Genomic DNA, 23,850 nt, shown 5'->3' with positions numbered 1-23,850 from the left:
GGAAAGCCTACAAACACGGGGGGTGTCTGGCTGTTGACTCGGCTCTCCCCGTCGGCGGTTCTGTCTTACTCCACCAGGAATCGACTCGGGAGACTGTACGGAGTGGACGGCAGGATTTCCTTGGTCGACTTCGTAGGGTCGGTACATGACCGTTGTGGACCAGATCCCGAGCGAGCCGACTGACGCCCGTGGCCGTGTGGCCGAACTGCACGCCCTGCGCGAGGAGGCTCGGCGCGGGCCGAGCGAGCGGGCGACCGAGGCCCAGCACGCCAAGGGCAAGCTGACCGCTCGCGAGCGCATCGAGCTGCTGCTCGACCCGGGTTCCTTCAACGAGGTCGAGCAGCTGCGCCGACACCGCGCCACGGGCTTCGGCCTGGAGGCGAAGAAGCCGTACACCGACGGTGTCATCACCGGCTGGGGCACGGTCGAGGGCCGCACGGTCTTCGTCTACGCGCACGACTTCCGGATCTTCGGCGGCGCGCTGGGCGAGGCCCACGCCACGAAGATCCACAAGATCATGGACATGGCCATCGCGTCCGGCGCCCCGCTCGTCTCGCTGAACGACGGCGCCGGCGCCCGTATTCAGGAGGGTGTCTCCGCCCTCGCCGGCTACGGCGGCATCTTCCAGCGCAACACCCGCGCCTCGGGTGTCATCCCGCAGATCTCGGTGATGCTCGGCCCGTGCGCCGGTGGCGCGGCCTACAGCCCCGCGCTGACCGACTTCGTCTTCATGGTCCGCGAGACCTCGCAGATGTTCATCACCGGCCCGGACGTCGTCAAGGCGGTCACCGGTGAGGAGATCACCCAGAACGGTCTCGGCGGTGCGGACGTGCACGCCGAGACGAGCGGCGTGGCGCACTTCGCGTACGACGACGAGGAGACCTGCATCGCCGAGGTGCGGTACCTCCTGTCGATGCTCCCCCAGAACAACCGCGAGAACCCGCCGACCGTCGCCTCCGAGGACCCGGCGGACCGCCGCTCGGACGTCCTGCTCGACCTGGTCCCGGCCGACGGCAACCGTCCGTACGACATGCACAAGGTGATCGAGGAGCTCGTCGACGAAGGCGACTTCCTGGAGATCCACGAGCGCTGGGCCCGCAACATCATCTGCGCGCTGGCCCGTCTGGACGGCCAGGTCGTCGGCATCGTGGCCAATCAGCCGCAGTCCCTGGCGGGCGTCCTGGACATCGAGGCCTCGGAGAAGGCCGCCCGTTTCGTCCAGATGTGCGATGCTTTCAATATCCCGATTGTCACCCTTTTGGACGTACCCGGCTTCCTGCCGGGCGTTGATCAGGAGCACGGTGGAATCATCCGCCACGGCGCGAAGCTGCTGTACGCGTACTGCAACGCGACCGTGCCCCGGATCAGCTTGATCCTGCGCAAGGCGTACGGCGGCGCGTACATCGTCATGGACTCCCAGTCCATCGGCGCCGACCTGACGTACGCCTGGCCCACGAACGAGATTGCGGTGATGGGCGCCGAAGGTGCCGCCAACGTCATCTTCCGCAAGCAGATCGCCGAGGCCGAGGACTCCGAGGCCATGCGGACGCGCATGGTCAAGGAGTACAAGGCCGAGCTGATGCACCCCTACTACGCGGCGGAGCGCGGACTGGTCGACGACGTGATCGACCCCGCAGAGACGCGGGAGGTCCTCATCAGGTCCCTCGCCATGCTCCGCACCAAGCACGCCGACCTGCCGTCCCGCAAGCACGGCAACCCGCCTCAGTAAGAGGAGCCACAGACGTGACCACGCCTGCCACAGCCAACCTTCTCCGAGTCGAGAAGGGCCACGCCGACCCCGAGGAGCTGGCCGCCATCACCGCGGTGCTGCTCGCCCGCGCGGCCGCCCAGCCCACCGAGACGTCCGCGCACGGCCGCTCGACGGCCGGCTGGCGCCGCCTGGAGCGCCAGTCGGGCTTCCGCCCCTCCCACTCCTGGCAGGGCTGACCCCGAACGCCACGAAGGCCCCCGGCTCCCTCAGGAGCCGGGGGCCTTCGCCATGCGCGCCGCCCTCGCACAGCGAGAGGGGCCCGCCGCACCGGAACGGTGCAGCGGGCCCCTCTCGTACGCAGCCTGTCGGAGACCTACCGCAGGCGGGCCATGAGCGCGTGCTCAACCAGGGTGATGAGCGCGCTCTTGGCGTCCGCGCGGTGGCGGGCGTCGGTGGTGATGATCGGCGTGTCCGGGCCGATCTGGAGGGCCTCACGGACCTCCTCCGGGTTGTACGGCTGGTGGCCGTCGAACCCGTTCAGGGCGATGACGAACGGCAGGCCGCTGTTCTCGAAGTAGTCGACGGCCGGGAAGCAGTCGGCGAGCCGCCGGGTGTCGACCAGAACGACCGCGCCGATCGCACCGCGGACCAGGTCGTCCCACATGAACCAGAAGCGGTCCTGACCGGGCGTACCGAAGAGGTACAGGATCAGGTCCTGGTCCAGGGTGATACGGCCGAAGTCCATCGCGACAGTCGTCGTCGTCTTGTCGCCGGTGTGCGTGAGGTCGTCGATGCCCGCGGACGCAGACGTCATGACGGCTTCGGTACGCAGCGGGTTGATCTCCGAGACGGCGCCGACGAACGTGGTCTTGCCCACGCCGAAGCCACCCGCCACCACGATCTTCGCGCTGGTGGTTGAACGGGCCGCGCCGCCGCTAGAGCTTGCGAAGTCCACTGAGCACCCTTTCGAGCAGTGTCACGTCTGGCTGACCGCCGGCGGCCTCGTCGCCGCCGGGCTGGTGGATGGCGACAAGTCCGGCCTCCGCCAGGTCGGCGACGAGGATACGGGCAACGCCGAGGGGGATGGAGAGAAGTGCCGAGATCTCGGCCACCGATTTGATCTCGAAGCACAGTCGGCAGATCCGCTGGTGCTCGGGCAACTGCCCCTGCAGCCGGGCCGGATCGGCCGTCGTACTGACCAGCGCCTCGATGGCGAGCTGGTAACGCGGCCGGGTCCGGCCGCCGGTCATCGCATACGGACGCACCAGCGGGTTGTGCCCGCCGGAACCGCCGGAACCGCCCGCACCCCGGCGCGCGGCGCTCGGCGCGCCGACCGGAGCCGGCTGCTGGGCCTGAGGCTGCTGGTAGGGCTGCGCTGCGCCCTGTCTGCTCGGGGCGGAGGGAAAGTTGAACCGGTTCTGCGTGGTGTCGCCGTGCGGCTGCGATCCGTCAAAACCGTTGTAAGGGCGTCCGCCCGGGGGTGTACCCACGTCTCCTCCTCCGACTGCCTCGCGGTCCATGTCCCTGTGGAGCCGCGCCACCGCACCTTACGGTGCGGTGGCGTGAAACGCACTGTCTGTCTGTTAGTTGAGAAGACTTCCCTGAAGCTCCGCCCGGAGGTCAGGAGTCAGAACGCTGCCCGCCCGATCGACGAGCAGAGCCATCTCGTAGCCCACGAGACCGATGTCGGCCTCCGGGTGCGAGAGCACGGCCAGCGAAGAGCCGTCCGAGATCGACATGATGAAGAGGAAGCCCCTCTCCATCTCCACGACGGTCTGGTTGACCGCACCGCCCTCGAAGATGCGGGACGCGCCCGCGGTCAGCGAGGTCAGTCCGGAGGCGACGGCCGCCAGCTGGTCGGCGCGGTCCCGGGGGAAACCCTCGGACATCGCCAGCAGGAGTCCGTCGGCGGAGACCACCACCGTGTGGGACACCCCAGGGGTGTTGTCCACGAAGTTGGTGATCAACCAGTTCAGATTCTGCGCCGCCTGGCTCATGCTCACACTAACGCTCCTGGTTGTAGGTACTGCCCGGGCCGAGGCCCGATCCGTTCGTGTCCGTTCCCGCGGTGCGTCCCTGCTGGACACCACGGCGCAGGTTGCTCAACCTGCCCCGTACGTCCTCGGGAGCGCGGGAGACCTGGGGGCCGCCCTGCGGGGTCTGCTCCGCCGTGCCCTCGACCAGATTGGCCTTCGGGACCCGCTTCGGAAGACCGGACGAGGTGACCCCGCCCGCCTTCGGGTCGCGGAGCTTCTCGGCCCGCTGCCAGCGCTCGTCGTTCGTCGAGCGCCACTCTTCGGTGCCGTCGGCCTGGTTCTGCTGAACCGGCTGCTGGGCCGGCTGCTGGACCGTCCGCGTGGGCAGACCCTGCTGCGCGGGCTGGGGAGCCTGCGCCGCGGTGCTGCCACGGCGCGGCAGACCGGCGTCGGTCATCGCGTGGCCGGCGTCCGGGGTGGGGCTCGGCGTGGGCCCCGGACGGTCGAAGCCTACGCGCTCGGGGGCCGGTTCGGGAGCGCCGGGTGCAGATTCCGCATTCGCACCGTACGCCTGCTCGTAGCCGCCCTGGTACGCGCCCTGATCCTGCCAGTCACCCTGGTGGGGCTGGGGCTCGTAGGCGTTGTCGTACTGCGGCTGACCGTTGTCCTGAGCCTGGTAGGCCGGTTCCGCATAGCCCTGCTCGGCATACCCGCCGGCGGGCTGGCCGTAGCCGTCGTAGCCCTGCTCCTGGTACGTGTAGCCGTCGTTCTGCGGAGCCTGGTTGCCGTAGTCGGGAGCGTACTCCTGGACGTACTCCTGCTCCTGCGCGTACTCCTGCTCGTACGACTGCTGCTGCCCGTCCACCTCGTCGCGGTAGAGCGGACGCTCGCCGCCGTGGGCCTGCGACTCCAGGGCCGCACGGCGCTCCTCGCGCATCAGCGAACGGTTCACCGGGTCGAGCTGGCGGTCGTCCGCCGGCTGCTCGTAGCGGGAGTCGTCGAAGCCGAGCTCTGCCGCGGTCCGCATCTGCGGCTGCGCAGGCTCGAAGGCGTGCTGCTGCTGTTGCGGGATGATCTGCGAGACCGTGAAGTCGTTCTCGGGGAGCTGCTCGCCACCACCACCGTGGGTGATCGCGTCCGGCAGCATGACCAGCGAGGTCGTACCGGCCTGCTCGCCCGAGGGGCGGAGCTGGACACGGACGCCGTGCCGGTCGGCCAGCCGGCCGACCACGAACAGGCCCATGCGCTGAGAGACGGCGGCGTCCACGGTCGGCGGGTTGGCCAGCTTGTGGTTGATGTCCGCGAAGTCCTCGGCGGTCAGGCCGATTCCCTTGTCGTGGATCTCGACCATCACGCGGCCGTCGGGCAGTCGGGTCGCGGTGACGCGGACCTTGGTCTGCGGGGAGGAGAACGTGGTGGCGTTCTCCAGGAGCTCGGCGAGCAGGTGCACGAGGTCGGTCACGGCCTGGCCGTGGATCTCGGCGTCCGGGACACCGGCGAGCTCGATGCGCTCGTACTGCTCCACCTCGGAGGAGGCGGCGCGCATGACGTCGACGAGCGGCACCGGCTGGTCCCAGCGGCGGCCCGGCTCCTCGCCGGCGAGGACGAGGAGGTTCTCGCCGTTGCGGCGCATACGGGTGGCCAGGTGGTCCAGCTTGAAGAGGTTCTCCAGCTGGTCCGGGTCGGCCTCGTTGTTCTCCAGGTCGGTGATGAGGGTCAGCTGGCCCTCGATCAGCGACTGGTTACGGCGCGACAGGTTGGTGAAGATCGCGTTGACGTTGCCCCGGAGCATGGCCTGCTCGGCGGCGAGCCGGACGGCCTCACGGTGGACCTGGTCGAAGGCGCGGGCGACCTCGCCGATCTCGTCCTGGGAGTCGATCGGGATGGGCTGGACCCGGGTGTCGACCCGGCCCGGCTCGGTACGGGACAGCTGGTCGACGAGCATCGGCAGACGCTGCTCGGCGATGGCGAAGGCGGCGGTGCGCAGCTCGCGCATCGAGCGGCTCATCTGGCGGGCCATCATCCCGGCCAGGATGAAGGCCGCGAGGAGGGCGATGACGACGATGCCACCGTTGACGAAGGCGTCCGTCTTGGCGTCCGAGGAGATGTTCGCGGCCTCGGTCACGGCCTTGTCGACGAGCTCCTTCTCGACCGTGGTGTAGCCGTCGAACTTGCCGGTGGCCACGGCCATCCAGGTCTGGCCGGTGATGCCCTTCTGCTTCAGCGCGGCGATCGCGTCGGCGTCCGAGGCCGCACCGATCTCCTTGACCACACCGGTGAAGACGGAGCCGTCGGCCCCCTTCGGCAGCGTGAGGCCCGCCTCCTGCATCCTCTCCTCGCCGTCCTTGGCCTTCTCGGCCATGACCTGCTTCAGGCGGTCCACGTCCGCCTGGGTGCCACCGGAGTTGTACTCGCCGAGGGCGATCTGCTCCAGGTAGTTGTAGGAGTTGAACGCCACGGACTGCTGGGCGAAGGTCGCGTCCTTCTGGCTGGGCCGGACGAGCAGCTGCATGCCGATCGAGCGCTGCAGCGACGCGGCGCCCTTGGCGAGCTGGACGGCGTAGAGCGTACGGCCGTAGGCGGTGACGTTGCCGGTGCCGAGGCCGAGCTCGTTGGAGAACTCCATCAGGAAGTGCTGGACACCGGTGTACCCGAGCTGGGTGTTCACGGGGTCCAGAGCCTGGGTGTAGGCGATCTGGCGCAGCTTCTCGAGCTTGGGCTCCTCGCCCCTGAACAGCTTCAGGCGGCGCTCCAGGCCCTCGCCCTCGGGCATGTTCTTGACGGCCTCGTCGAACTTGACCTTGGCGGCGTCGGTGGCCGCGTAGGCCTGCGTCACCTCGTCGCTCTTGCGGTCATCGGCGCTCTTCGCCGTGAGGAGCGGAGCGGCGGTGAGGTCACGCTCGTTGAGCAGCGCCTGGCTGTACTCCGAGGCGGCGCGCACGATCAGCGCCGTCTTCTCGGCGTTCTGGGCCTCCTGCCAGGTGTCGATCGACCCCTTCACCTGGAAGCCGCCCATGACGAGGCCGACCAGCACGGGTATGAGGAGGATCGCGTTCAGCCTGGTCGGTACGCGCCAGTTGCGCGGGGACAGCTTGCTCGAGCTGCCCTGGCCGCTGCCGGCCTGGGGCGTCACCGGCGGTTCAGCGGGCGACGCCACCATGCGTGCCGGCGGCGTGAAGTTGCCTCGCGCCTGCTGCTCCGCGGAGCTTTCCTTGCTTCGCCTCACTCGACCAACAACCTCTCGGCGTCGGCACCTACGTTGTGCCGGTGTTTCGTTCAGGGCCGTACTACTCGGGAGTTCATGAATTGCAGCACGTGAAGGGTGTCCCTTCCAAACAGCCCTGAGCACCGGTTTTGGCCATGCCGAGCCCAAGATAAAACGGGCATAAAGAACGAGCCCCGCCAAATTGCGAGGCTCAGGTGAGCACAGTGGCACCAATTGGATGCGTCGGGTGTCCGTGGGGCCGCAATTCTCATTCGAAACGTTATGAACACGGGGGCGGGCCGTGTCGAACGACACAGACCGCCCCCCTGGAGGCGTACGACAACTTCCGTAGAAGATCGCCTACTTGAGTCGTGCCATCAGCGCATGTTCGACAAGCGTGATCAAAGCGCTCTTGGCGTCCGCGCGGTGGCGGGCGTCGGTGGTGATGATGGGAGTGCCCGGACCGATCTGAAGCGCCTCGCGGACCTCGTCGGGGGAGTACGGCTGATGCCCCTCGAAGCCGTTCAGGGCGATGACGAACGGCAGGCCGCTGTTCTCGAAGTAGTCGACGGCCGGGAAGCAGTCGGCGAGACGGCGGGTGTCCACGAGTACGACGGCGCCGATGGCACCGCGGACCAGGTCGTCCCACATGAACCAGAAGCGGTCCTGACCGGGCGTACCGAAGAGGTACAGGATCAGGTCCTGGTCCAGGGTGATACGGCCGAAGTCCATCGCCACCGTCGTGGTGGTCTTGTCGCCGGTGTGCGTGAGGTCGTCGATGCCCGCGGACGCAGACGTCATGACGGCTTCGGTACGCAGCGGGTTGATCTCCGAGACGGCGCCGACGAACGTGGTCTTGCCCACGCCGAAACCGCCCGCCACCACGATCTTCGCGCTGGTGGTCGACCGCGCCGCGCCGCCGCCGCTAGAGCTTGCGAAGTCCACTGAGCACCCTTTCCAGCAGTGTCACGTCCGGCGTGCCGCCGGCCTCTCCGTTGCCCGGCTGATGGATCGCCACCATGCCCGCCTCCGCCAGGTCGGCGACGAGGATCCGGGCGACGCCGAGCGGCATGGACAGCAGCGCCGAGACCTCGGCCACCGACTTGACCTCCCGGCACAGGTGGCAGATCCGCTGGTGCTCGGGGAGCAACGTCGAGAGGTGCGCCGGGTCGGCCGTGGTGCTGACCAGTGCCTCTATGGCGAGCTGGTAGCGCGGCCGGGTCCGGCCGCCGGTCATCGCATAAGGACGCACCAGCGGCTGGTCGCCTTCATGTCCGTACGACTCGTCTATCGAGGAGCCGTACGGATCGTGAGAGGCGGGGGGCGGGGTCATGAATCCTCCGGGCGTGACGGCAAGGGTCGAATGCCGTCTGATGGGGCCGGTGGGGGGCCGGATGGGGCGGCCGGACGGTGTGTGATCCCAGAGTGGCACGGAGGGGCGGGCCACCCTGTTCGGTGGCTAGTGCAGGAGGCTTCCCTGGAGCTCGGCACGGAGATCCGGGGTGAGTACGCTGCCGGCCCGGTCGACCAGCAGCGTCATCTCGTAGCCCACGAGGCCGATGTCGCACTCCGGGTGTGCGAGCACGGCCAGTGAGGAACCGTCGGAGACGGACATCAGGAAGAGGAAGCCGCGCTCCATCTCCACGACCGTCTGGGCGACGGGACCGCCCTCGAAGATCCGGGACGCGCCCGCGGTCAGCGAGGTAAGTCCGGACGCGACCGCCGCCAGCTGGTCGGCGCGGTCGCGGGGGAATCCTTCCGACATGGCCAGCAGCAGGCCGTCGGCGGAGACCACCACTGTGTGGGACACCCCGGGGGTGTTGTCCACGAAGTTGGTGATCAACCAGTTCAGATTCTGCGCCGCCTGGCTCATCGCGCTCAACTAACGCTCCTGCTGGTGGGTCGGGCCGAGGCGGAAGCTACCCGTGGTCGAGTTGCCCGCCTGACGGCCCTGTTGGATACCGCGGCGCAGATTGGTGAGCCGGCCGCGGACGTCATCGGGTGCACGCGAGACCTGAGGGCCGGCCGTGTGGGCCTGCTCCTGCGCGGTTCCGGGTACGAGGTTGGCCTTCGGGACCCGTCGCGGCAGCCCGGAGGTGGTGACGCCGCCGGCCGCGGGCTTGCGGACCCGCTCGGCCTGGCGCACCAGTTCGTCGTTGGGCGAGGTCCGCCAGGAGGCGGGTCCGCCCTGCTGCTGACCGCCGTCGCCGCCGCCCTGCGCGGCGGGGCGCCGCGGAGCGGGGGAGGCGGGCTGCTGAGGCACGACCGGGGTCTGCATCGTCTGATCGACGGCACCCCGTCCGTTGTCCTGCTGAGCCTGGTCCTGGCCCTGACCGTGGAACCAGTTGGTCTCCAGCGTGTCGTACAGGGGGGTACGGGTGTCGCTGAGGCCGCTCGCCGGAGGCAGGGCCTCGGGCTGGCGGGGCTGCTGCAACTGAGGCTGCTGCGGCTGCTGGGGCAGGTTCCCGGCCGGGCGGGGCGCACCGTAGTCGCCGCCACCGCGCGGGCGCTGGGCCGGAGGCTGCTGCTGGTACCCCTGCGGGGCCTGCGCCTGCTGGGGCGCCTGCTGCGGCTGGCCGAAGTCCGGGCGCGGGAACTGCGCGGTGGACGCCGGGTCCTGCGAGGCCTGCGGCTGGTAGCCCTGAGGAGCCTGCTGCTGCCGTCCGAGGTCCGGGCGGGGGAACTGGCCCGTGGAACCGGGGCCCTGAGGCGCCGTCGGACGGGGGTACTGACCCGTGGTCTCCGGCTCCTCGTGGCCGCGCGGCGCGTCCAGCGGCGACATCTCCTGCTGGGGGCGGCGGACCGGCTGCGCCGGGTCGTTGCCCCAGCTGGTGGTCTGCGGACGCTGCTGCTGCGGGTTGCCCCCGGGCAGCTCGGCGCGCGGGTAGCCGTTCTGGGCGGGGCGATTGCCCTGCGGGGGCTGGTTGCCCTGGCCCTGCTGCGGCTGCTGGGGAGCCTGGCCCTGGTTGCCCTGGCCGCCCCAGACGTCCGTACGGGACGGAATGGCGCTCTGCGCACCGCCGAACCCACCGGAACCGAGGCCCGGACGCTGTGGCTCCTGGGACACCTGCGGCATCTGCGAGGTCTGCTGGCCCTGGGGCTGCTGCTGCGGCGCCTGACCCTGCGGACCGTTCGGGCGCTGAGCGCCGTCACGGCCGGGCAGCGCCGCACGCGGCCCGCTGCCCGCACCGACCTGGCCGCGGGCGGCACTCGGACCGGCACCGAGCCGGCCTGCCGCCGCCGACGAGGCGGACGGCGCGCCACCGAGGCCCGGACGGCCACCGGCGCCGGGGCCACCGGCCGCACCCGGACCACCGGTCAGGCGGCCACCGGAAGCGGAGGGAGCCTGCGGCATCGCGCCCTGGCCGCCGGGACCCTGCTTGGGCGCGGGCTTCTTGCCGCCGTGGGCGACGTCGACGGGGAGCATGACGAGCGCGGTGGTGCCGCCGGAGTCCGACGGGCGCAGCTGGATCCGGATGCCGTGTCGCAGGGACAGGCGGCCGACCACGAACAGACCCATGCGTCGGGAGACGGAGACGTCCACGGTGGGCGGCGAGGCGAGCCGCTCGTTGATCGCGGCGAGGTCCTCGGGGGAGAGGCCGATGCCGGTGTCGTGGATCTCGACGAGGACACGGCCGTCGGGCAGCGCGTGACCGGTGACGCGGACCTTGGTCTGCGGCGAGGAGAACGAGGTGGCGTTCTCCAGCAGCTCGGCGAGGAGGTGCACGAGGTCGTTGACGACGCGGCCGGCGACCTCGGTCGCCGGGACCGCGGCCAGTTCGATGCGCTCGTACTGCTCCACCTCGGAGGCGGCGGCACGGAGCACGTCGACAAGCGGGACCGGACGGGTCCAGCGACGGCCGGGCTCCTCACCGGCGAGGACGAGGAGGTTCTCACCGTTACGGCGCATACGCGTCGCGAGGTGGTCGAGCTTGAAGAGCGAGGAGAGCTGGTCCGGGTCGGCCTCGCGGGACTCCAGCTCGGAGATGAGCGAGAGCTGACGCTGGATAAGACCCTGGGAGCGGCGCGAGAGGTTGGTGAACATCGCGTTGACGTTGCCCCGCAGCAGGGCCTGCTCGGCGGCGAGGCGGACCGCCTCGCGGTGCACGTCGTCGAAGGCCGCGGCCACCTGGCCGATCTCGTCCCGGGAGTGCACACCGACGGACTCGACGGAGGTGTCGACGTCCTGCGGGTCGGCCTCGGAGAGCTGCTTGACGAGCTCGGGCAGACGGTCCTGGGCGACCTTGGTCGCGGTGTCCTGGAGCCGGCGCAGCGAGCGGATCATGGACCGCGCCACGACGAAGGCGCCGACGAGCGAGACACCGAGGACGAGGAGGATCAGCGCACCGTTGATGATGGCGTCGCGCTGCGACTCGGCGCGCAGCTCACGGGCCTTGGTGTCCATCTGGCCGAGCAGGTTGGCCTCGATGCGACTCATCGCGACGATCTTGGTGCCGTACTCGTCGGTGAAGTTCAGGTGACCGCGCACCGTGGCGTTGGGCATACCGGTGTCGTTGCTCAGTACCCGGTCCGCGTACTTGTCGGCGGCCTCGATGGAGGGGTTGCCGGTGGTGAGCGAGGCGGTCAGCTCGGCGGCGTCACCACCGGCCGACTCGTAGATCGTCTCGAAGGACTTGAGTTCGACCTTCTCACCCTGCTGGGCGGCGTAGCCGTAGAGGCGGTCGCCCTGCTCCAGATTGCCGGGCCGGCTGTCGCCCGAGGGCAGCGCGGAGGCGATGATCGCCTGCTGGACGGAGGCGTACTCCTTGGCGGACGAGAACGCCGCGAGCGCTCGGGTCCGCTTGATCATCTCGGGGTTGCTGGTCGCCTGCGCCATGTCCTGGGAGAGGCTGAGCAGCGAGCGGATCAGTCGGCTGTACGCCTCGACCGTCACCGAGTGGGAGACGCCCTTCTTGTACGCCTCCTGGCGGATGCCGCCGATCTGGACGACCTGGGACGCGATCTGGCTGACGTTCTGACGGATGCTCTGCAGCGCCTCGTCGCCCTCGGTGGCGGGGATGTCCCCGGTGGCGTCCATGAACGCCTTCTGGGCCCGGTCCGTCGCCTTGCGCGGGTTGGAGACCTGGTAGTCGCCGGCCGACTTCCCGTTGGCCAGCGGACCGGCGGAGAGGTCACGCTCGGTCTGCAGGGCCTGGGCGAGGTCGGTCGCCTCCTGCGTCAGCTTGGTCAGCAGCTGCAGGTGGTCGAGCTGCTCCATGTCCTGGAGCGACTCGCTGATTCGGATGCCGCCGAGGCTGGTGGCCGCGACCACGGGGAGGGTCAGCAGGGCGACCAGACGCGTCGAGATACGCCAGTTGCGCAGGGCTATTCGCGGCCCGACCTCGTTCTCGGCCTTGGGCTTCTGCGCGGTGGCGGCGGGTTCGGTGGCAGAGGTCGTGGCGCCCGAGCGCGCGGAGGCCTCACCGCCCTTGTCTGCCGGACCCTTGCCCGGGTTCGGGGCGTGCTGGGCCGAGGAACCGCGGTCGGTTCCGGCGCGAGGCTCCTGCTCCGCGGCAGCGTTGCTGCCATCCCTCTTGAATCGTCCCTGCACTAGCGTCGCAACCTCTGGACCAGGCGCCCTTCCGCGTGAACGGAGAGGACGGTGTCGGCGTCTCGGGACGCGGAATGCGCCCCATGGTGGTCGTCGATGACCGGCGCAGTTCCCCCTTCCCCGCCGCTCACCCGGCGCTGCGTTGCGCCCCCTGCGCGCCGGCTTGAAACCCGCGGCGGTGCGTGGAATTCCAGCACAGTGCCGGATCTCCAACAAGGCCCGCGTCTCGGGCATCGAGCGGCATAACAACCCGTGAACATCATGTCACCCCACGTAGAAGATGATCATGGAGGAATCGGACTTATTACTCCCAAAGGCTCATGGAGTCCGAGTGTCCCAGTCGCCATGATCAGGAGCGGAATGAAGCATTCAGTGGGGAAATGCCCGTTTCCGTAACCCCCAGGGACGGTCCGTAATGCCCGGATCATCCCGTCAGTGGTGAGCAAACTCACACCTAGATCGTTGCCTTCCCCATGCATTCGAAGGGAATTGCACGTTTAGCCTGACGCTTTACACGACTCCCCGTTCTGTAGAGGCGCGCGAAAACATGAAGACGACGATGCTGCTCCGCTCCACGGCCAACCCCCGCCGCACCACGCTCGCCCACCTCGAGGACGCCGAGCAGCTCGGCCGGGGCGCGCAGCTGGAGCACGTGGCCGAGCTCCCCACGCAGACGGCCAACCCCCGCCGCACGGTCCTCATGACCGCCCCCGAGGCAGCGCAGACCGCACAGTAATACGGCAGGAGCCGCCCCTCACCGCGTTAGCCTGGAGCGTCAGACTCCAGCAAGTACCAAGTGAGGGGCGACAGCACTCGTGCGCATCGCCAGATTCTCCATCGACGGCAATGTCGCCTTCGGCGCCGTCGAGGGCGAGGGAACCGTCGAGTCCGGCGGCCTGGTCCTCGACATCATCAAGGGCATCCCGTACACCGACTTCGAGCTCAGCGGCACCAAGGTCCCGCTCGGCAAGGTACGGCTCCTGCCGCCCGTGCTCCCCAACAAGGTCGTGGCCATCGGCCGCAACTACGCGGAGCACGCAGCGGAACTCGGCAACGAGGTCCCGGAGGTCCCCGTCGCCTTCTTCAAGCCGACCACCTCGGTGATCGGCCCCGGCGACGCCATCGAGTACCCCTCCTTCTCCAACGAGCTGCACCACGAGGCCGAACTGGCCGTGGTCATCGGCCGTATGTGCCGCGAGGTCCCGCGCGAGCGCGTCAAGGACGTCATCTTCGGCTTCACCTGCGCCAACGACGTCACCGCCCGCGACGCGCAGGCGCGCGAGAAGCAGTGGGCCCGGGCCAAGGGCTTCGACACCAGCTGCCCCCTGGGCCCCTGGGTCGAGACGGGACTGGACCTGGCCGCGGCGAGCGACCTCACCATCCAGGCCACGGTCAACGGCGAACAGCGCCAGCTCGGTCGCACCAGCGACATGATCCGCTCCATCGAGGACCTGGTCGTCCACATCACCGAGGCCATGACGCTGCTCCCGGGCGACGTCATCCTCACCGGCACTCCCGCCGGGGTCGGCCCCCTCAACGTCGGCGACGAGGTCGCCGTCACCATCGAAGGCATCGGCACTCTCACCAACAAGGTGATCAAGCGTGGTTAACGCGAATGTCCGCGTACGTTTCTGTCCCTCCCCGACCGGCAACCCCCACGTGGGTCTGGTCCGCACCGCCCTCTTCAACTGGGCCTTCGCCCGGCACAACCAGGGCACCATGGTCTTCCGTATCGAGGACACCGACGCGGCCCGCGACTCCGAGGAGTCGTACAACCAGCTGCTCGACTCGATGCGCTGGCTGGGTCTCGACTGGGACGAGGGCCCTGAGATCGGCGGCCCCCACGAGCCGTACCGCCAGTCGCAGCGGATGGACATCTACAAGGACGTCGCCGAGAAGCTGCTCGCCGGCGGCTACGCCTACCACTGCTTCTGCACCGCCGTGGAGCTCGAGGCCCGTCGTGACGCGGCCCGCCTCGCCGGCAAGCCCTCGGGTTACGACGGCACCTGCCGCAACCTGAGCGACCAGCGCATCGAGCGCTACCGGGCCGAGGGCCGCGAGTCGATCGTCCGCTTCAAGATGCCCGACGAGCCGATCACCTTCACCGACCTGGTCCGCGGCGAGCTCACCTTCACCCCGGACAACGTCCCGGACTACGGCATCGTGCGCGCCAACGGCGCCCCGCTGTACACGCTCGTCAACCCGGTCGACGACGCGCTGATGGAGATCACCCACGTCCTGCGCGGCGAGGACCTGCTCTCCTCCACCCCGCGCCAGATCGCGCTCTACAAGGCGCTGATCGAGCTGGGCGTCGCCAAGGAGATCCCCGCCTTCGGTCACCTGCCGTACGTGATGGGCGAGGGCAACAAGAAGCTCTCCAAGCGCGACCCGCAGGCCTCCCTCAACCTCTACCGGGAGCGCGGCTTCCTCCGCGAGGGCCTCCTGAACTACCTCTCCCTTCTGGGCTGGTCGTTCTCGGCGGACCAGGACATCTTCACCATCGAGCAGATGGTCGAGAAGTTCGACATCGCGGACGTCAACGCCAACCCGGCGCGGTTCGACCTCAAGAAGGCCGAGTCGATCAACGCCGACCACATCCGCCTGCTGGACGTGAAGGCGTTCGCCGCGGCCTGCGAGCCCTGGCTGGCGGCCCCGCACGCCAACTGGGCGCCCGAGGACTTCGACCGCACCGCCTGGGAGGCCATCGCGCCGCACGCCCAGACCCGGGTGACCGTCCTCTCGGACATCACGGCCAACGTGGACTTCCTCTTCCTGCCGGAGCCGGTCTTCGACCAGCCGTCGTGGGACAAGGCCATGAAGGGCGAGCCGGCCGCGCTGCTCACCACCGCGCGCGCCAAGCTCGAGTCGGCCGACTGGACCGACCCGGAGTCCCTCAAGAACGCGGTCCTGGCCGCCGGCGAGGAGCACGGCCTGAAGCTCGGCAAGGCCCAGGCCCCGGTCCGCGTCGCGGTCACCGGCCGCACGGTCGGCCTGCCGCTCTTCGAGTCCCTGGAGATCCTGGGCAAGGAGAAGACCCTCACCCGCATCGACGCGGCGCTGTCGAAGCTGGCTGCGTAACGCCTTCCGGTACGCGACGAGGCCCCGGCTCCCGTGAAGGGGGCTGGGGCCTCGTCGCGTACCGGGAGCGGGCGGTTCAGCCCTTGGCGACGATCGCCCGCGCGGCGGCGACCTTCTTCTCGTGGAGCCCACGCAGCTTCTGGAGCACGGCGGAGTCCTTCGTGATCATCGCCTCCTGAAGCCGGGACTCCACCGCGAGCCAGGTCTCCGGCAGTCCGGTGTCGTTCTTGCATGCGACATCGGCGACGGCGGTCGCCTTCTCCTCGTCCGTCACCGGCCCCTTTTCGAATTTCTCCACCTTGAAGAGATCAAGCGGCGAGGAGTAGCTGAACCCCTTCTTCGTCATGCAGCCGGACCATTGCGTGAACCCTGCCCGAACGGATTTATCCTTTTGGGAGTCAACGAAACTCTGCGCCGATATCCGGGTGGCCACCGCGCCGCCCTCCGGGTAGTCGTAGTCCTTCCGGAAGTCTATGGCGGCTTTCCCGAGGCAGCCTTCCACCAGAATGTGCCGTCCCCGATACTCGACAGGCCCTGATTTCTTCTCGGCGCCTCGCGTTCCGTACAGAACGACCAGCTCGTCCTTGCCGAGGCCCGCGTCCGGCGCCGATTCCCGCACGGGGGGAAGGCGGTATCCGTATCGAGCCGCGGTGCTTTCGTCGGAGAGGCCGTAGCGTCGGTCGAGTGCCTGAGCCGGTGCCGGCCGGCCGGGAGGCTCGTAAGCGATCGAGTAGTCGGCCATGCACCGCTTCGCCAGCACCTGCTCGGCCGCCTCGATGACCGCGTAGTCAGCGCTGGTGTAGCTGTAGTGGGCGATGGGAAGCCGGAAGGTGTAGTCCCGCGCGGAGGCCGTCGGTTCCGGGCCCCGGCTCGCCGCGGGCCGGGCCTCCGGGTCCGCTGCGGCGTTCTCCTGCTCCGACTCCTGCGCTGTGCACCCGACCAGGGCGAACAGGGTGAGCAGGGGTATCGCCAGACGTCTCATCGTGTCGCTTCCCATGCGGAGCCCCGCGCGGGCCGTTGCCGTCGCGCGGGGCTGTCGTGCGGATTCGGATGCGGCAGCCCGCGTCAGTTGAACATGTGGCAGTTCTGGCCGATCAGGCCGAAGCCCAGCGACGCGTTCTCGTTGTACGTCTGGACGAGCTGGTTGGCGTTGGTCAGCTTCGCGACCGTGTCGCAGGGGCCGTTGTACTGGCTGGAGTAGAAGACCGTGGCGACCTGCATGCTGCCGTTGTAGAAGGAGGCGGCGTTGTTCTTCACCGGCTGGCCCTGACCGGTTCCACTGCTCTGGAACGTGTATCCCGCGAGATTGGAGATGCTGCCCATCTGGCCGCTCTGTCCGGTGAAGACAATCCGCGAACCCTTGAGGCCGCTGTTGTAGTAGAAGTGGCCGCAGTTCGCGTGCGCGTCGACGCAGTAAATGCCGACGTCGGCCTGGGCCGGTGCGGCACCGAGAGCGAGCACGGCGGCGGTGGGCAGCGCGACGGCGAGGGCGCGGCGAATGGCGCTCATCTATTTCTCCATGAGGTTCATGATCACGAGTGGGAGCGGACGGAGTGTAGGCGCACGGTGAGGAGACAAGTCAAGGCGGTTTTTCGGCGATGGAATTGGAATTCTAAATTCCACTTGGAGCCATAGATTCCGGTCTCGATCGCCGCTCCTCGCGTACCGTGGCCCCATGGCCATTCGCGCGGTCCTGTGGGACATCGACGACACGCTCTTCGACTACTCGCGTGCCGACCTGGCCGGGATGCGCGACCACCTCACGGCCGAGGGCCTGGTGGACGGATTCGACTCCGTCGACCAGGCCCTCCGTCGTTGGCAGGAGCTCACCGCCGTCCACTGGCGGCGCTTCGAGGCCGGCGGGGTGGACTTCCAGGACCAGCGGCGGGAGCGGGTGCGCGACTTCCTCGCCGCGCCGGGGCTGACCTCCCCGGAGGCCGATGCCTGGTTCGAGCGGTACATCAGCCACTACGAGGCCGCGTGGGAGCTCTTCCCCGACGCCGTGCCCGTCCTCGATCTGCTGGCGGGTGACTACCGTCACGCGGTCCTGTCGAACTCCAGCATCCACAACCAGGACCGCAAGCTGCGCGTCCTCGGTCTGCGGGAGCGCTTCGAGGCCGTCGTCTGTGCCGCCGAGCTCGGGGTCGCCAAGCCGGCCGCCGGGGCCTTCCACGCGGCCTGCGCCGCGCTGGGGCTCGCCCCGGGGGAGGTCGCGTACGTCGGCGACCAGCCGGACATCGACGCCCGCGGGGCCGCCGAGGCGGGGCTCAGGGGTATCTGGCTGGACCGCGCCGACACCGGCGGGCGACCCGAGCTGACCCGGATCACCGGCCTCCATCAGCTCCCTGGCCTGCTGCGCGGGGATACCCGTTTTGGAGCGCCGGACACCTTCGGGTAATGTTCTTCCTGCGCCGAGGGGAGCAAGCCGAAAGGCCGAAACCCCGGAAGCGCAAGCCCGAACAAGATCCCCCACGGCGGGGATCGCGTTTTGGTGGCCTATGGTGTAATTGGCAGCACGACGGTTTCTGGTTCCGTTAGTCTAGGTTCGAGTCCTGGTAGGCCAGCTCGCAGAGCTCATCTGCACCGTACGCGGATCTCATCCGCAAAGCCCCCGTTGTGTAGCGGCCTAGCACGCTGCCCTCTCAAGGCAGTAGCGCCGGTTCGAATCCGGTCGGGGGTACAGATCCTTCCCGCGGGATCACCTGGGTCGCACCCGGTGAACTCGATGCAGGATCGCTAGGGCCCCCGTTGTGTAGCGGCCTAGCACGCCGCCCTCTCAAGGCGGTAGCGCCGGTTCGAATCCGGTCGGGGGTACTGGTTTGAACCATGTTTAAACCACCATGGCCTATGGTGTAATTGGCAACACTACGGTTTCTGGTACCGTCATTCTAGGTTCGAGTCCTGGTAGGCCAGCTCGCAGAGCTCATCTGCACCGTACGCGGATCTCATCCGCAAGGCCCCCGTTGTGTAGCGGCCTAGCACGCCGCCCTCTCAAGGCGGTAGCGCCGGTTCGAATCCGGTCGGGGGTACGCATCGAGGAAGCCCTTCCCTTCGGGGGAGGGCTTCCTCGCGTTACCGGCGATCCGCACACAACTCCGGCCCACCGCTGCGGCGTTGAAGCGGTGGGCCGATGTTCGGGCGGGTGACGGGAGAAGGCTGCCAGGAGGGACGTGAAGCGCGTCAGCCGTTGCGGCGGAGCGCCTCGGAGAGGCGGGCGGCGGCATCGATGACCGCCTGGGCGTGCATACGGCCCGGGTGACGCGTCAGGCGCTCGATCGGCCCGGAGACCGACACGGCGGCCACCACGCGGTTCGAGGGGCCGCGTACGGGTGCGGAGACGGACGCGACGCCCGGCTCCCGCTCACCGATCGACTGAGCCCAGCCACGGCGCCGTACGCCGGAGAGGGCCGTCGCCGTGAAGCGGGCGCCCTGAAGGCCGCGGTGGAGCCGCTCGGGTTCCTCCCAGGCCATCAGGATCTGCGCCGAGGAGCCGGCCTTCATCGTCAGCGTGGAGCCGACCGGGACCGTGTCCCGAAGGCCGGACAGCCGCTCGGCCGCCGCGACGCAGATGCGCATGTCGCCCTGGCGACGGTAGAGCTGGGCGCTCTCGCCGGTGACATCGCGCAGATGCGTCAGTACGGGGCCCGCCGTGGCGAGCAGGCGGTCCTCACCGGCCGCGGCGGCGAGCTCCGCCAGGCGCGGTCCGAGGATGAACCGGCCCTGCATGTCGCGAGCCACCATCCGGTGGTGTTCCAGTGCCACGGCGAGGCGATGTGCCGTGGGTCGTGCGAGTCCCGTCGCCGCGACCAGACCTGCGAGGGTGGCCGGACCGGACTCCAGGGCGCTCAGGACAAGGGCTGCCTTGTCGAGAACGCCCACGCCGCTAGAGTTGTCCATGCAACGATATTCACGTCTCACTCTGTGAAACGCAAGTTCAATTTTCCCGGGATCTTGCGACCCTGGTGAGGCGGCCGCACAACGGCCTGCGAAACGGGTCTCTAGTTGCGCCGACGTAGCCGTCGGCCGGAGGGAAAGCGATGGGTAGGACACTCGCGGAGAAGGTCTGGGACGACCACGTCGTCCGGCGCGCCGAGGGCGAGCCCGACCTCCTCTTCATCGATCTGCACCTGCTGCACGAGGTGACCAGCCCCCAGGCGTTCGACGGCCTGCGTCAGAACGGCCGCCAGGTGCGGCGCCTCGACCTCACCATCGCCACCGAGGACCACAACACCCCGACCCTCGACATCGACAAGCCCATCGCCGACCCGGTCTCGCGTGCCCAGTTGGAGACCCTGCGCAAGAACTGCGCGGAGTTCGGCGTACGGCTGCACCCGCTGGGCGACGTCGAGCAGGGTGTCGTCCACGTCGTGGGCCCCCAGCTGGGTCTGACCCAGCCCGGCACCACCGTCGTCTGCGGCGATTCGCACACCTCCACGCACGGCGCCTTCGGCGCGCTGGCGTTCGGTATCGGCACCAGCCAGGTCGAGCACGTCCTGGCCACCCAGACCCTGCCGCTGGCCCGCCCCAAGACCATGGCGATCACCGTCGACGGCGAGCTGCCCGAGGACGTCACCGCCAAGGACCTGATCCTGGCGATCATCGCCAAGATCGGCACCGGCGGCGGTCAGGGCTACATCCTGGAGTACCGCGGCTCCGCCATCGAGAAGCTCTCGATGGAGGCCCGGATGACCATCTGCAACATGTCGATCGAGGCCGGCGCCCGCGCGGGCATGATCGCCCCCGACGAGACCACCTTCGCGTATCTGAAGGGCCGGGCCCACGCCCCCGAGGGCGAGGACTGGGACGCCGCCGTCGCGTACTGGAAGACCCTGAAGTCCGACGAGGACGCGGCCTTCGACGCCGAGGTCGTCATCGACGCCGCCTCCCTGGCGCCGTTCGTCACCTGGGGCACCAACCCGGGCCAGGGCGCGCCGCTTTCGGCGAACGTCCCCGACCCGGCTTCGTACGAAGACGCTTCGGAGCGCCTGGCCGCCGAAAAGGCCCTGGAGTACATGGGGTTGACCGCAGGACAGCCGCTGCGCGACATCAAGGTCGACACCGTCTTCGTAGGCTCCTGCACCAACGGCCGCATCGAGGACCTGCGCAACGCCGCCGCCCTGCTGGAGGGCCGCAAGGTCGCCGACGGCGTCCGGATGCTGGTCGTCCCCGGCTCGGTCCGGGTGGCCCTGCAGGCCGTCGAGGAGGGCCTGGACAAGGTCTTCAAGGAGTCCGGCGCCGAATGGCGGCACGCGGGCTGCTCGATGTGCCTGGGCATGAACCCCGACCAACTGGCGCCCGGTGAGCGTTCCGCGTCCACCTCCAACCGCAACTTCGAGGGCCGGCAGGGCAAGGGCGGCCGGACCCACCTGGTCTCGCCCCAGGTCGCCGCCGCCACCGCCGTACTGGGCCACCTGGCCTCCCCGGCCGATCTGTCCGACGTCGCTACGCCCGCGGGGGTCTGAGGAACCATGGAAGCTTTCACCACGCACACCGGCCGGGCCGTCCCGCTGCGCCGCAGCAACGTCGACACGGATCAGATCATCCCCGCGCACTGGCTGAAGAAGGTCACCCGCGACGGGTTCGAGGACGGGCTGTTCGAGGCCTGGCGCAAGGACTCCGAGTTCGTGCTCAACCGCCCCGAGCGGCAGGGCGCCACGGTCCTGGTGGCCGGCCCCGACTTCGGCACCGGCTCCTCCCGTGAGCACGCCGTCTGGGCGCTGCAGAACTACGGCTTCAAGACCGTCATCTCCTCCCGGTTCGCCGACATCTTCCGCGGCAACTCGCTGAAGAACGGCCTGCTGACCGTCGTCCTCGACCAGAAGACCGTGGACGCGCTCTGGGAGCTGACCGAGGCCGACCCGACGGCCGAAATCACCGTTGACTTGGAGCGCCGCAAGGTGCTGGCGGCCGGGATCGACGCCGACTTCGAGCTCGACGAGAACGCCCGCTGGCGTCTGCTGAACGGCCTGGACGACATCAGCCTCACCCTTCAGAACGAAGCCGACATCGCGACCTACGAGGCGGCCAGGCCGGCCTTCAAGCCGCGTACAATTACGGTCTGAGCAGCGCTTTTCCACGACTGCGCCCCCCACCCTCCGGTGGGGGGCGCAGTCGCTTGTTGAGACCCCGTCGGGCGACAACTCGCCCTAGATGGCACAATCGGTGCATGGAACGCGACAGCCAACTCGAGCTCTACGAGGCAGTCGCCACCCGATTGAAGGAAGCGCACACAAGAGTGCGTGAACTGCAAGTCCCGGAGGGCGTAAGGATGGCGCTGTCCCGGAAGCTGCTGGTCGTCACGGCAGCGGCGAAGCACGATCTCGCGGACGCGGCAACGCGTCTCGACCGGTTGATGAAGGACCTCGATGAGGGCCGATTCCCTGAAGACGACTGACACCAGGAACTCCACAACGGCACTACTGCGTTGCGGCACTAGGGTGATTAGCCCGTTTCGTGTTTGATTTGCGGTATATACATGCCTAACGTGCGAAAAAGCTTGAACACTTTCGTTCTGGCAATGTCTCCGAAGGGGAAGACGTGAACAAGGCGCAGCTCGTAGAAGCGATTGCCGACAAGCTCGGCGGCCGTCAGCAGGCCGCGGACGCTGTCGACGCGGTGCTGGACGCGATCGTGCGTGCCGTGGTCGGCGGGGACCGGGTTTCGGTCACCGGCTTCGGCTCGTTCGAGAAGGTCGACCGCCCGGCCCGGTACGCCCGCAACCCGCAGACGGGTGAGCGCGTGCGGGTCAAGAAGACCTCGGTGCCGCGCTTCCGTGCGGGTCAGGGCTTCAAGGACCTGGTCAGCGGCTCGAAGAAGCTCCCCAAGGGCGGCGAGGTCTCCGTCAAGAAGGCGCCCAAGGGCAGCCTGACCGGCGGGGCTTCCGCGACCGTGAAGAAGGCCGCGGCCAAGAAGGCCACCACCGCCAAGAAGGCGGCGGCCAAGAAGGCCACCGCCAAGAAGACCGTGGCGAAGAAGACCACCGCGGTCAAGAAGACCACCGCCGCGAAGAAGACCACCGCGGCGGCCAAGAAGACCACGGCGGCGGCCAAGAAGGCGGCCCCCGCGAAGAAGACCACCACCGCGGCCGCCAAGAAGGCCACCGCCAAGAAGACCGCGCCGGCGAAGAAGGCCACGGCGAAGAAGGCGCCCGCCAAGAAGGCGACGGCGCGCAAGACCACCGCCAAGAAGGCCGCCGCGAAGAAGTAGGAGTAAGCGGCGCAGGGGTCATTGGCCACTCACACGCCGGGCCGGGCTCCCCTCGGGGAGCCCGGCCCGCGGCGCGTTTACGCCCCCTTCGGCCCAGTCGGGCCGATCTCTTCGGTGTCTTCGGCCGATTCGGCTCGTCGAGCCGGTCCGATCAGAGGGTCTGCAGCGTCACCAGCGTGATCCGCAGCCCCGCGTTCTCCGCCGGCCCCGTCTCCGTCTCGATCCGCACCCGCTGCCCCGGACGCAGCAGCAGCAACCCGCCCGCATCGAAGGCATCGGCCCCGAACTCCACCGGGGTGCCGTCGTCGAGCAGCACACTGCCGCTGCGGGTCTCGGGGTCGTACGTGTACGCGGTCGCCTGCATGGTCCGCAGCCTATCCGGCCGCGTGGAACCGATGGGCCGCCGTCCGCGGGCCGACACCCAGCGCCCACGCGGCCGCCAGATCCTCGCCGGTGTCCACGTCCCGGCGCACGGAATCCACCCCGGTCAGCCGGATTTCCACCGCCCCCGAAGACAAATGCCGCCGGCGCGAAGCGCCCCCGAATGCAGGTGCCAATTCCACTCCCGGACCCGCCGAGAGGAATGTCGTACCGATTTCGGCAGCATCTGCGAGAAATGTCCGAGGGAATTCACCGGCGGCGTCCAGGACCCGGGCCAGCTCGCCGGGGCGCAGCGCCGGCAGGTCCGCGTTGAGCGCCGCGACCCCCGCGTCCGGCCGGGACACCCGTACCGTCCGCGCCCCGTGCGCCAGCGCCGCGTTGAGTCCGGCGGACGGGGAGTCGGGCACGATCCGCGCACCGAGCGCCGCCAGCGCCACCGCGGCCACCGGATCGTCCGTGACGACCGCCACATCCCGCACCCGCCCGCATTCCAGCGCCGCAGCCACCGTGTCCTGCGCGAACGCCAGCGCGAGCCGAGGGCGCAGCAGCGCCCCGGTGGCCGTCGCGAGCCTGCTCTTCGCCCGCGCAAGGGGCTTCAGGGGGACGACCAGGGACCAGCCGCCATCCGGATCGGTGTTCATCGGGGCCCATTCTGTCCCGACACCCGCCACGTGTGATCGACGGGCCGTAGGGGCCGGTGCCCGGCGGAGGCGTGATCCCGGGGCGTACGGTGTTCTCGACA

General features: G+C 69.1%; 23 protein-coding genes and 5 tRNA genes. 15 read left to right on the top strand and 13 right to left on the bottom strand.

Annotation, left to right across the window (positions count from 1 at the left end; genetic code table 11):
• Positions 1 to 145: 145 nt before the first annotated feature.
• On the top strand, positions 146 to 1,729 hold the full coding sequence (locus ACZ561_RS26880) for an acyl-CoA carboxylase subunit beta (protein ID WP_376444771.1): 1,584 nt from the start codon (positions 146 to 148) through the stop codon (positions 1,727 to 1,729).
• Between the two features lie 14 nt (positions 1,730 to 1,743).
• Complete coding sequence (locus ACZ561_RS26875) at positions 1,744 to 1,947, top strand: acyl-CoA carboxylase subunit epsilon (protein WP_329115517.1); 204 nt, start codon at positions 1,744 to 1,746, stop codon at positions 1,945 to 1,947.
• A 137-nt stretch (positions 1,948 to 2,084) separates the two neighbouring features.
• On the opposite strand, the gene ACZ561_RS26870 is transcribed toward ACZ561_RS26875, so the two are convergent.
• The 8 genes from ACZ561_RS26870 to ACZ561_RS26835 all read right to left on the bottom strand — a co-directional run bounded on the left by ACZ561_RS26870 (position 2,085) and on the right by ACZ561_RS26835 (position 12,443).
• Positions 2,085 to 2,666, bottom strand: a complete 582-nt coding sequence (locus ACZ561_RS26870; RefSeq protein ID WP_050791473.1) for a GTP-binding protein — start codon at positions 2,664 to 2,666, stop codon at positions 2,085 to 2,087.
• A complete protein-coding gene (locus ACZ561_RS26865) occupies positions 2,647 to 3,201 on the bottom strand; it encodes a DUF742 domain-containing protein (RefSeq protein ID WP_470999565.1) in 555 nt (184 codons plus the stop codon). The genes ACZ561_RS26870 and ACZ561_RS26865 overlap by 20 nt, the downstream gene beginning before the upstream one ends.
• 93 nt (positions 3,202 to 3,294) lie before the next feature.
• Complete coding sequence (locus ACZ561_RS26860; RefSeq protein ID WP_147980024.1) at positions 3,295 to 3,708, bottom strand: roadblock/LC7 domain-containing protein; 414 nt, start codon at positions 3,706 to 3,708, stop codon at positions 3,295 to 3,297.
• A 7-nt stretch (positions 3,709 to 3,715) separates the two neighbouring features.
• A complete protein-coding gene (locus tag ACZ561_RS26855) occupies positions 3,716 to 6,913 on the bottom strand; it encodes a sensor histidine kinase (RefSeq protein ID WP_470999563.1) in 3,198 nt (1,065 codons plus the stop codon).
• 339 nt (positions 6,914 to 7,252) lie between these two features.
• The gene (locus ACZ561_RS26850; protein WP_361850837.1) at positions 7,253 to 7,837 is read right to left on the bottom strand and encodes a GTP-binding protein; all 585 of its coding nucleotides are present in this window, start codon (positions 7,835 to 7,837) and stop codon (positions 7,253 to 7,255) included.
• On the bottom strand, positions 7,818 to 8,225 hold the full coding sequence (locus ACZ561_RS26845) for a DUF742 domain-containing protein (protein WP_376445713.1): 408 nt from the start codon (positions 8,223 to 8,225) through the stop codon (positions 7,818 to 7,820). The genes ACZ561_RS26850 and ACZ561_RS26845 overlap by 20 nt, the downstream gene beginning before the upstream one ends.
• A gap of 126 nt (positions 8,226 to 8,351) precedes the next feature.
• On the bottom strand, positions 8,352 to 8,765 hold the full coding sequence (locus ACZ561_RS26840; protein WP_030325548.1) for a roadblock/LC7 domain-containing protein: 414 nt from the start codon (positions 8,763 to 8,765) through the stop codon (positions 8,352 to 8,354).
• A 9-nt stretch (positions 8,766 to 8,774) separates the two neighbouring features.
• Positions 8,775 to 12,443: a sensor histidine kinase gene (locus tag ACZ561_RS26835; protein ID WP_470999560.1), complete on the bottom strand. Its 3,669-nt coding sequence runs from the start codon at positions 12,441 to 12,443 to the stop codon at positions 8,775 to 8,777.
• Between the two features lie 547 nt (positions 12,444 to 12,990).
• Between ACZ561_RS26835 and ACZ561_RS26830 the strand changes: the two genes are divergently transcribed.
• From ACZ561_RS26830 to gltX, 3 genes are all read left to right on the top strand, one after another.
• A complete protein-coding gene (locus ACZ561_RS26830) occupies positions 12,991 to 13,179 on the top strand; it encodes a hypothetical protein (protein WP_329115507.1) in 189 nt (62 codons plus the stop codon).
• 79 nt (positions 13,180 to 13,258) lie between these two features.
• Positions 13,259 to 14,053 (top strand): fumarylacetoacetate hydrolase family protein, encoded by a 795-nt coding sequence (locus tag ACZ561_RS26825; protein ID WP_376445719.1) that lies wholly within the window; start codon positions 13,259 to 13,261, stop codon positions 14,051 to 14,053.
• Positions 14,046 to 15,521 carry a glutamate--tRNA ligase gene (gene gltX / locus ACZ561_RS26820; protein WP_470999557.1) on the top strand — a complete coding sequence of 492 codons (1,476 nt, stop codon included), beginning with the start codon at positions 14,046 to 14,048 and terminating at the stop codon, positions 15,519 to 15,521. The genes ACZ561_RS26825 and gltX overlap by 8 nt, the downstream gene beginning before the upstream one ends.
• Positions 15,522 to 15,597: 76 nt before the next feature.
• On the opposite strand, the gene ACZ561_RS26815 is transcribed toward gltX, so the two are convergent.
• Both ACZ561_RS26815 and ACZ561_RS26810 read right to left on the bottom strand, forming a co-directional pair.
• On the bottom strand, positions 15,598 to 16,503 hold the full coding sequence (locus ACZ561_RS26815) for a hypothetical protein (RefSeq protein ID WP_470999555.1): 906 nt from the start codon (positions 16,501 to 16,503) through the stop codon (positions 15,598 to 15,600).
• An 83-nt stretch (positions 16,504 to 16,586) separates the two neighbouring features.
• Positions 16,587 to 17,030, bottom strand: a complete 444-nt coding sequence (locus ACZ561_RS26810) for a peptidase inhibitor family I36 protein (RefSeq protein ID WP_470999553.1) — start codon at positions 17,028 to 17,030, stop codon at positions 16,587 to 16,589.
• 166 nt (positions 17,031 to 17,196) lie between these two features.
• Here ACZ561_RS26810 and ACZ561_RS26805 point away from each other — a divergent pair, with 166 nt between their 5' ends.
• The 6 genes from ACZ561_RS26805 to ACZ561_RS26780 all read left to right on the top strand — a co-directional run bounded on the left by ACZ561_RS26805 (position 17,197) and on the right by ACZ561_RS26780 (position 18,550).
• Positions 17,197 to 17,919 (top strand): HAD family hydrolase, encoded by a 723-nt coding sequence (locus ACZ561_RS26805; protein ID WP_470999551.1) that lies wholly within the window; start codon positions 17,197 to 17,199, stop codon positions 17,917 to 17,919.
• A gap of 94 nt (positions 17,920 to 18,013) precedes the next feature.
• Positions 18,014 to 18,085: transfer RNA gene (locus ACZ561_RS26800), tRNA-Gln, on the top strand.
• A gap of 43 nt (positions 18,086 to 18,128) precedes the next feature.
• Positions 18,129 to 18,201: transfer RNA gene (locus ACZ561_RS26795), tRNA-Glu, on the top strand.
• Between the two features lie 61 nt (positions 18,202 to 18,262).
• Positions 18,263 to 18,335: transfer RNA gene (locus ACZ561_RS26790), tRNA-Glu, on the top strand.
• 27 nt (positions 18,336 to 18,362) lie between these two features.
• Positions 18,363 to 18,434, top strand: a tRNA-Gln gene (locus tag ACZ561_RS26785).
• Between the two features lie 43 nt (positions 18,435 to 18,477).
• A tRNA-Glu gene (locus ACZ561_RS26780) sits at positions 18,478 to 18,550 on the top strand.
• A 151-nt stretch (positions 18,551 to 18,701) separates the two neighbouring features.
• On the opposite strand, the gene ndgR is transcribed toward ACZ561_RS26780, so the two are convergent.
• Positions 18,702 to 19,418: an IclR family transcriptional regulator NdgR gene (gene ndgR / locus ACZ561_RS26775; RefSeq protein WP_005311436.1), complete on the bottom strand. Its 717-nt coding sequence runs from the start codon at positions 19,416 to 19,418 to the stop codon at positions 18,702 to 18,704.
• Between the two features lie 140 nt (positions 19,419 to 19,558).
• Between ndgR and leuC the strand changes: the two genes are divergently transcribed.
• The 4 genes from leuC to ACZ561_RS26755 all read left to right on the top strand — a co-directional run bounded on the left by leuC (position 19,559) and on the right by ACZ561_RS26755 (position 22,727).
• Complete coding sequence (leuC, locus tag ACZ561_RS26770; RefSeq protein WP_470999548.1) at positions 19,559 to 20,983, top strand: 3-isopropylmalate dehydratase large subunit; 1,425 nt, start codon at positions 19,559 to 19,561, stop codon at positions 20,981 to 20,983.
• Positions 20,984 to 20,989: 6 nt separating this feature from the next.
• A complete protein-coding gene (gene leuD, locus ACZ561_RS26765; protein WP_376446411.1) occupies positions 20,990 to 21,583 on the top strand; it encodes a 3-isopropylmalate dehydratase small subunit in 594 nt (197 codons plus the stop codon).
• A gap of 104 nt (positions 21,584 to 21,687) precedes the next feature.
• Positions 21,688 to 21,915, top strand: a complete 228-nt coding sequence (locus tag ACZ561_RS26760) for an SCO5555 family protein (protein ID WP_470999546.1) — start codon at positions 21,688 to 21,690, stop codon at positions 21,913 to 21,915.
• A 143-nt stretch (positions 21,916 to 22,058) separates the two neighbouring features.
• Positions 22,059 to 22,727: an HU family DNA-binding protein gene (locus tag ACZ561_RS26755; protein WP_470999544.1), complete on the top strand. Its 669-nt coding sequence runs from the start codon at positions 22,059 to 22,061 to the stop codon at positions 22,725 to 22,727.
• Between the two features lie 151 nt (positions 22,728 to 22,878).
• Here the strand turns inward: ACZ561_RS26755 and ACZ561_RS26750 are convergent, their stop codons facing one another.
• Positions 22,879 to 23,091, bottom strand: a complete 213-nt coding sequence (locus ACZ561_RS26750) for a hypothetical protein (RefSeq protein ID WP_376432866.1) — start codon at positions 23,089 to 23,091, stop codon at positions 22,879 to 22,881.
• 10 nt (positions 23,092 to 23,101) lie between these two features.
• The gene (gene cofC, locus ACZ561_RS26745) at positions 23,102 to 23,749 is read right to left on the bottom strand and encodes a 2-phospho-L-lactate guanylyltransferase (RefSeq protein ID WP_470999542.1); all 648 of its coding nucleotides are present in this window, start codon (positions 23,747 to 23,749) and stop codon (positions 23,102 to 23,104) included.
• Between the last annotated feature and the right edge of the window lie 101 nt (positions 23,750 to 23,850).

This window comes from Streptomyces sp. NPDC039609 (genome assembly GCF_055596705.1).
The sequence above is the reverse complement of the archived record's forward strand: the minus strand, read 5'-3'. Positions and strand labels throughout refer to the sequence as shown.

Bases quoted from the DNA above. Each gene is read 5' to 3' on its own strand.
- ACZ561_RS26860 (WP_147980024.1), bottom strand. From the start codon at position 3,708: ATGAGCCAGGCGGCGCAGAATCTGAACTGGTTGATCACCAACTTCGTG.
- cofC (WP_470999542.1), bottom strand. From the start codon at position 23,749: ATGAACACCGATCCGGATGGCGGCTGGTCCCTGGTCGTCCCCCTGAAG.
- ACZ561_RS26815 (WP_470999555.1), bottom strand. From the start codon at position 16,503: ATGAGACGTCTGGCGATACCCCTGCTCACCCTGTTCGCCCTGGTCGGG.
- ACZ561_RS26810 (WP_470999553.1), bottom strand. From the start codon at position 17,030: ATGAGCGCCATTCGCCGCGCCCTCGCCGTCGCGCTGCCCACCGCCGCC.
- ACZ561_RS26845 (WP_376445713.1), bottom strand. From the start codon at position 8,225: ATGACCCCGCCCCCCGCCTCTCACGATCCGTACGGCTCCTCGATAGAC.
- ACZ561_RS26840 (WP_030325548.1), bottom strand. From the start codon at position 8,765: ATGAGCCAGGCGGCGCAGAATCTGAACTGGTTGATCACCAACTTCGTG.
- ACZ561_RS26805 (WP_470999551.1), top strand. From the start codon at position 17,197: ATGGCCATTCGCGCGGTCCTGTGGGACATCGACGACACGCTCTTCGAC.
- ACZ561_RS26760 (WP_470999546.1), top strand. From the start codon at position 21,688: ATGGAACGCGACAGCCAACTCGAGCTCTACGAGGCAGTCGCCACCCGA.
- leuC (WP_470999548.1), top strand. From the start codon at position 19,559: ATGGGTAGGACACTCGCGGAGAAGGTCTGGGACGACCACGTCGTCCGG.
- ndgR (WP_005311436.1), bottom strand. From the start codon at position 19,418: ATGGACAACTCTAGCGGCGTGGGCGTTCTCGACAAGGCAGCCCTTGTC.
- leuD (WP_376446411.1), top strand. From the start codon at position 20,990: ATGGAAGCTTTCACCACGCACACCGGCCGGGCCGTCCCGCTGCGCCGC.
- ACZ561_RS26880 (WP_376444771.1), top strand. From the start codon at position 146: ATGACCGTTGTGGACCAGATCCCGAGCGAGCCGACTGACGCCCGTGGC.
- ACZ561_RS26750 (WP_376432866.1), bottom strand. From the start codon at position 23,091: ATGCAGGCGACCGCGTACACGTACGACCCCGAGACCCGCAGCGGCAGT.
- ACZ561_RS26830 (WP_329115507.1), top strand. From the start codon at position 12,991: ATGAAGACGACGATGCTGCTCCGCTCCACGGCCAACCCCCGCCGCACC.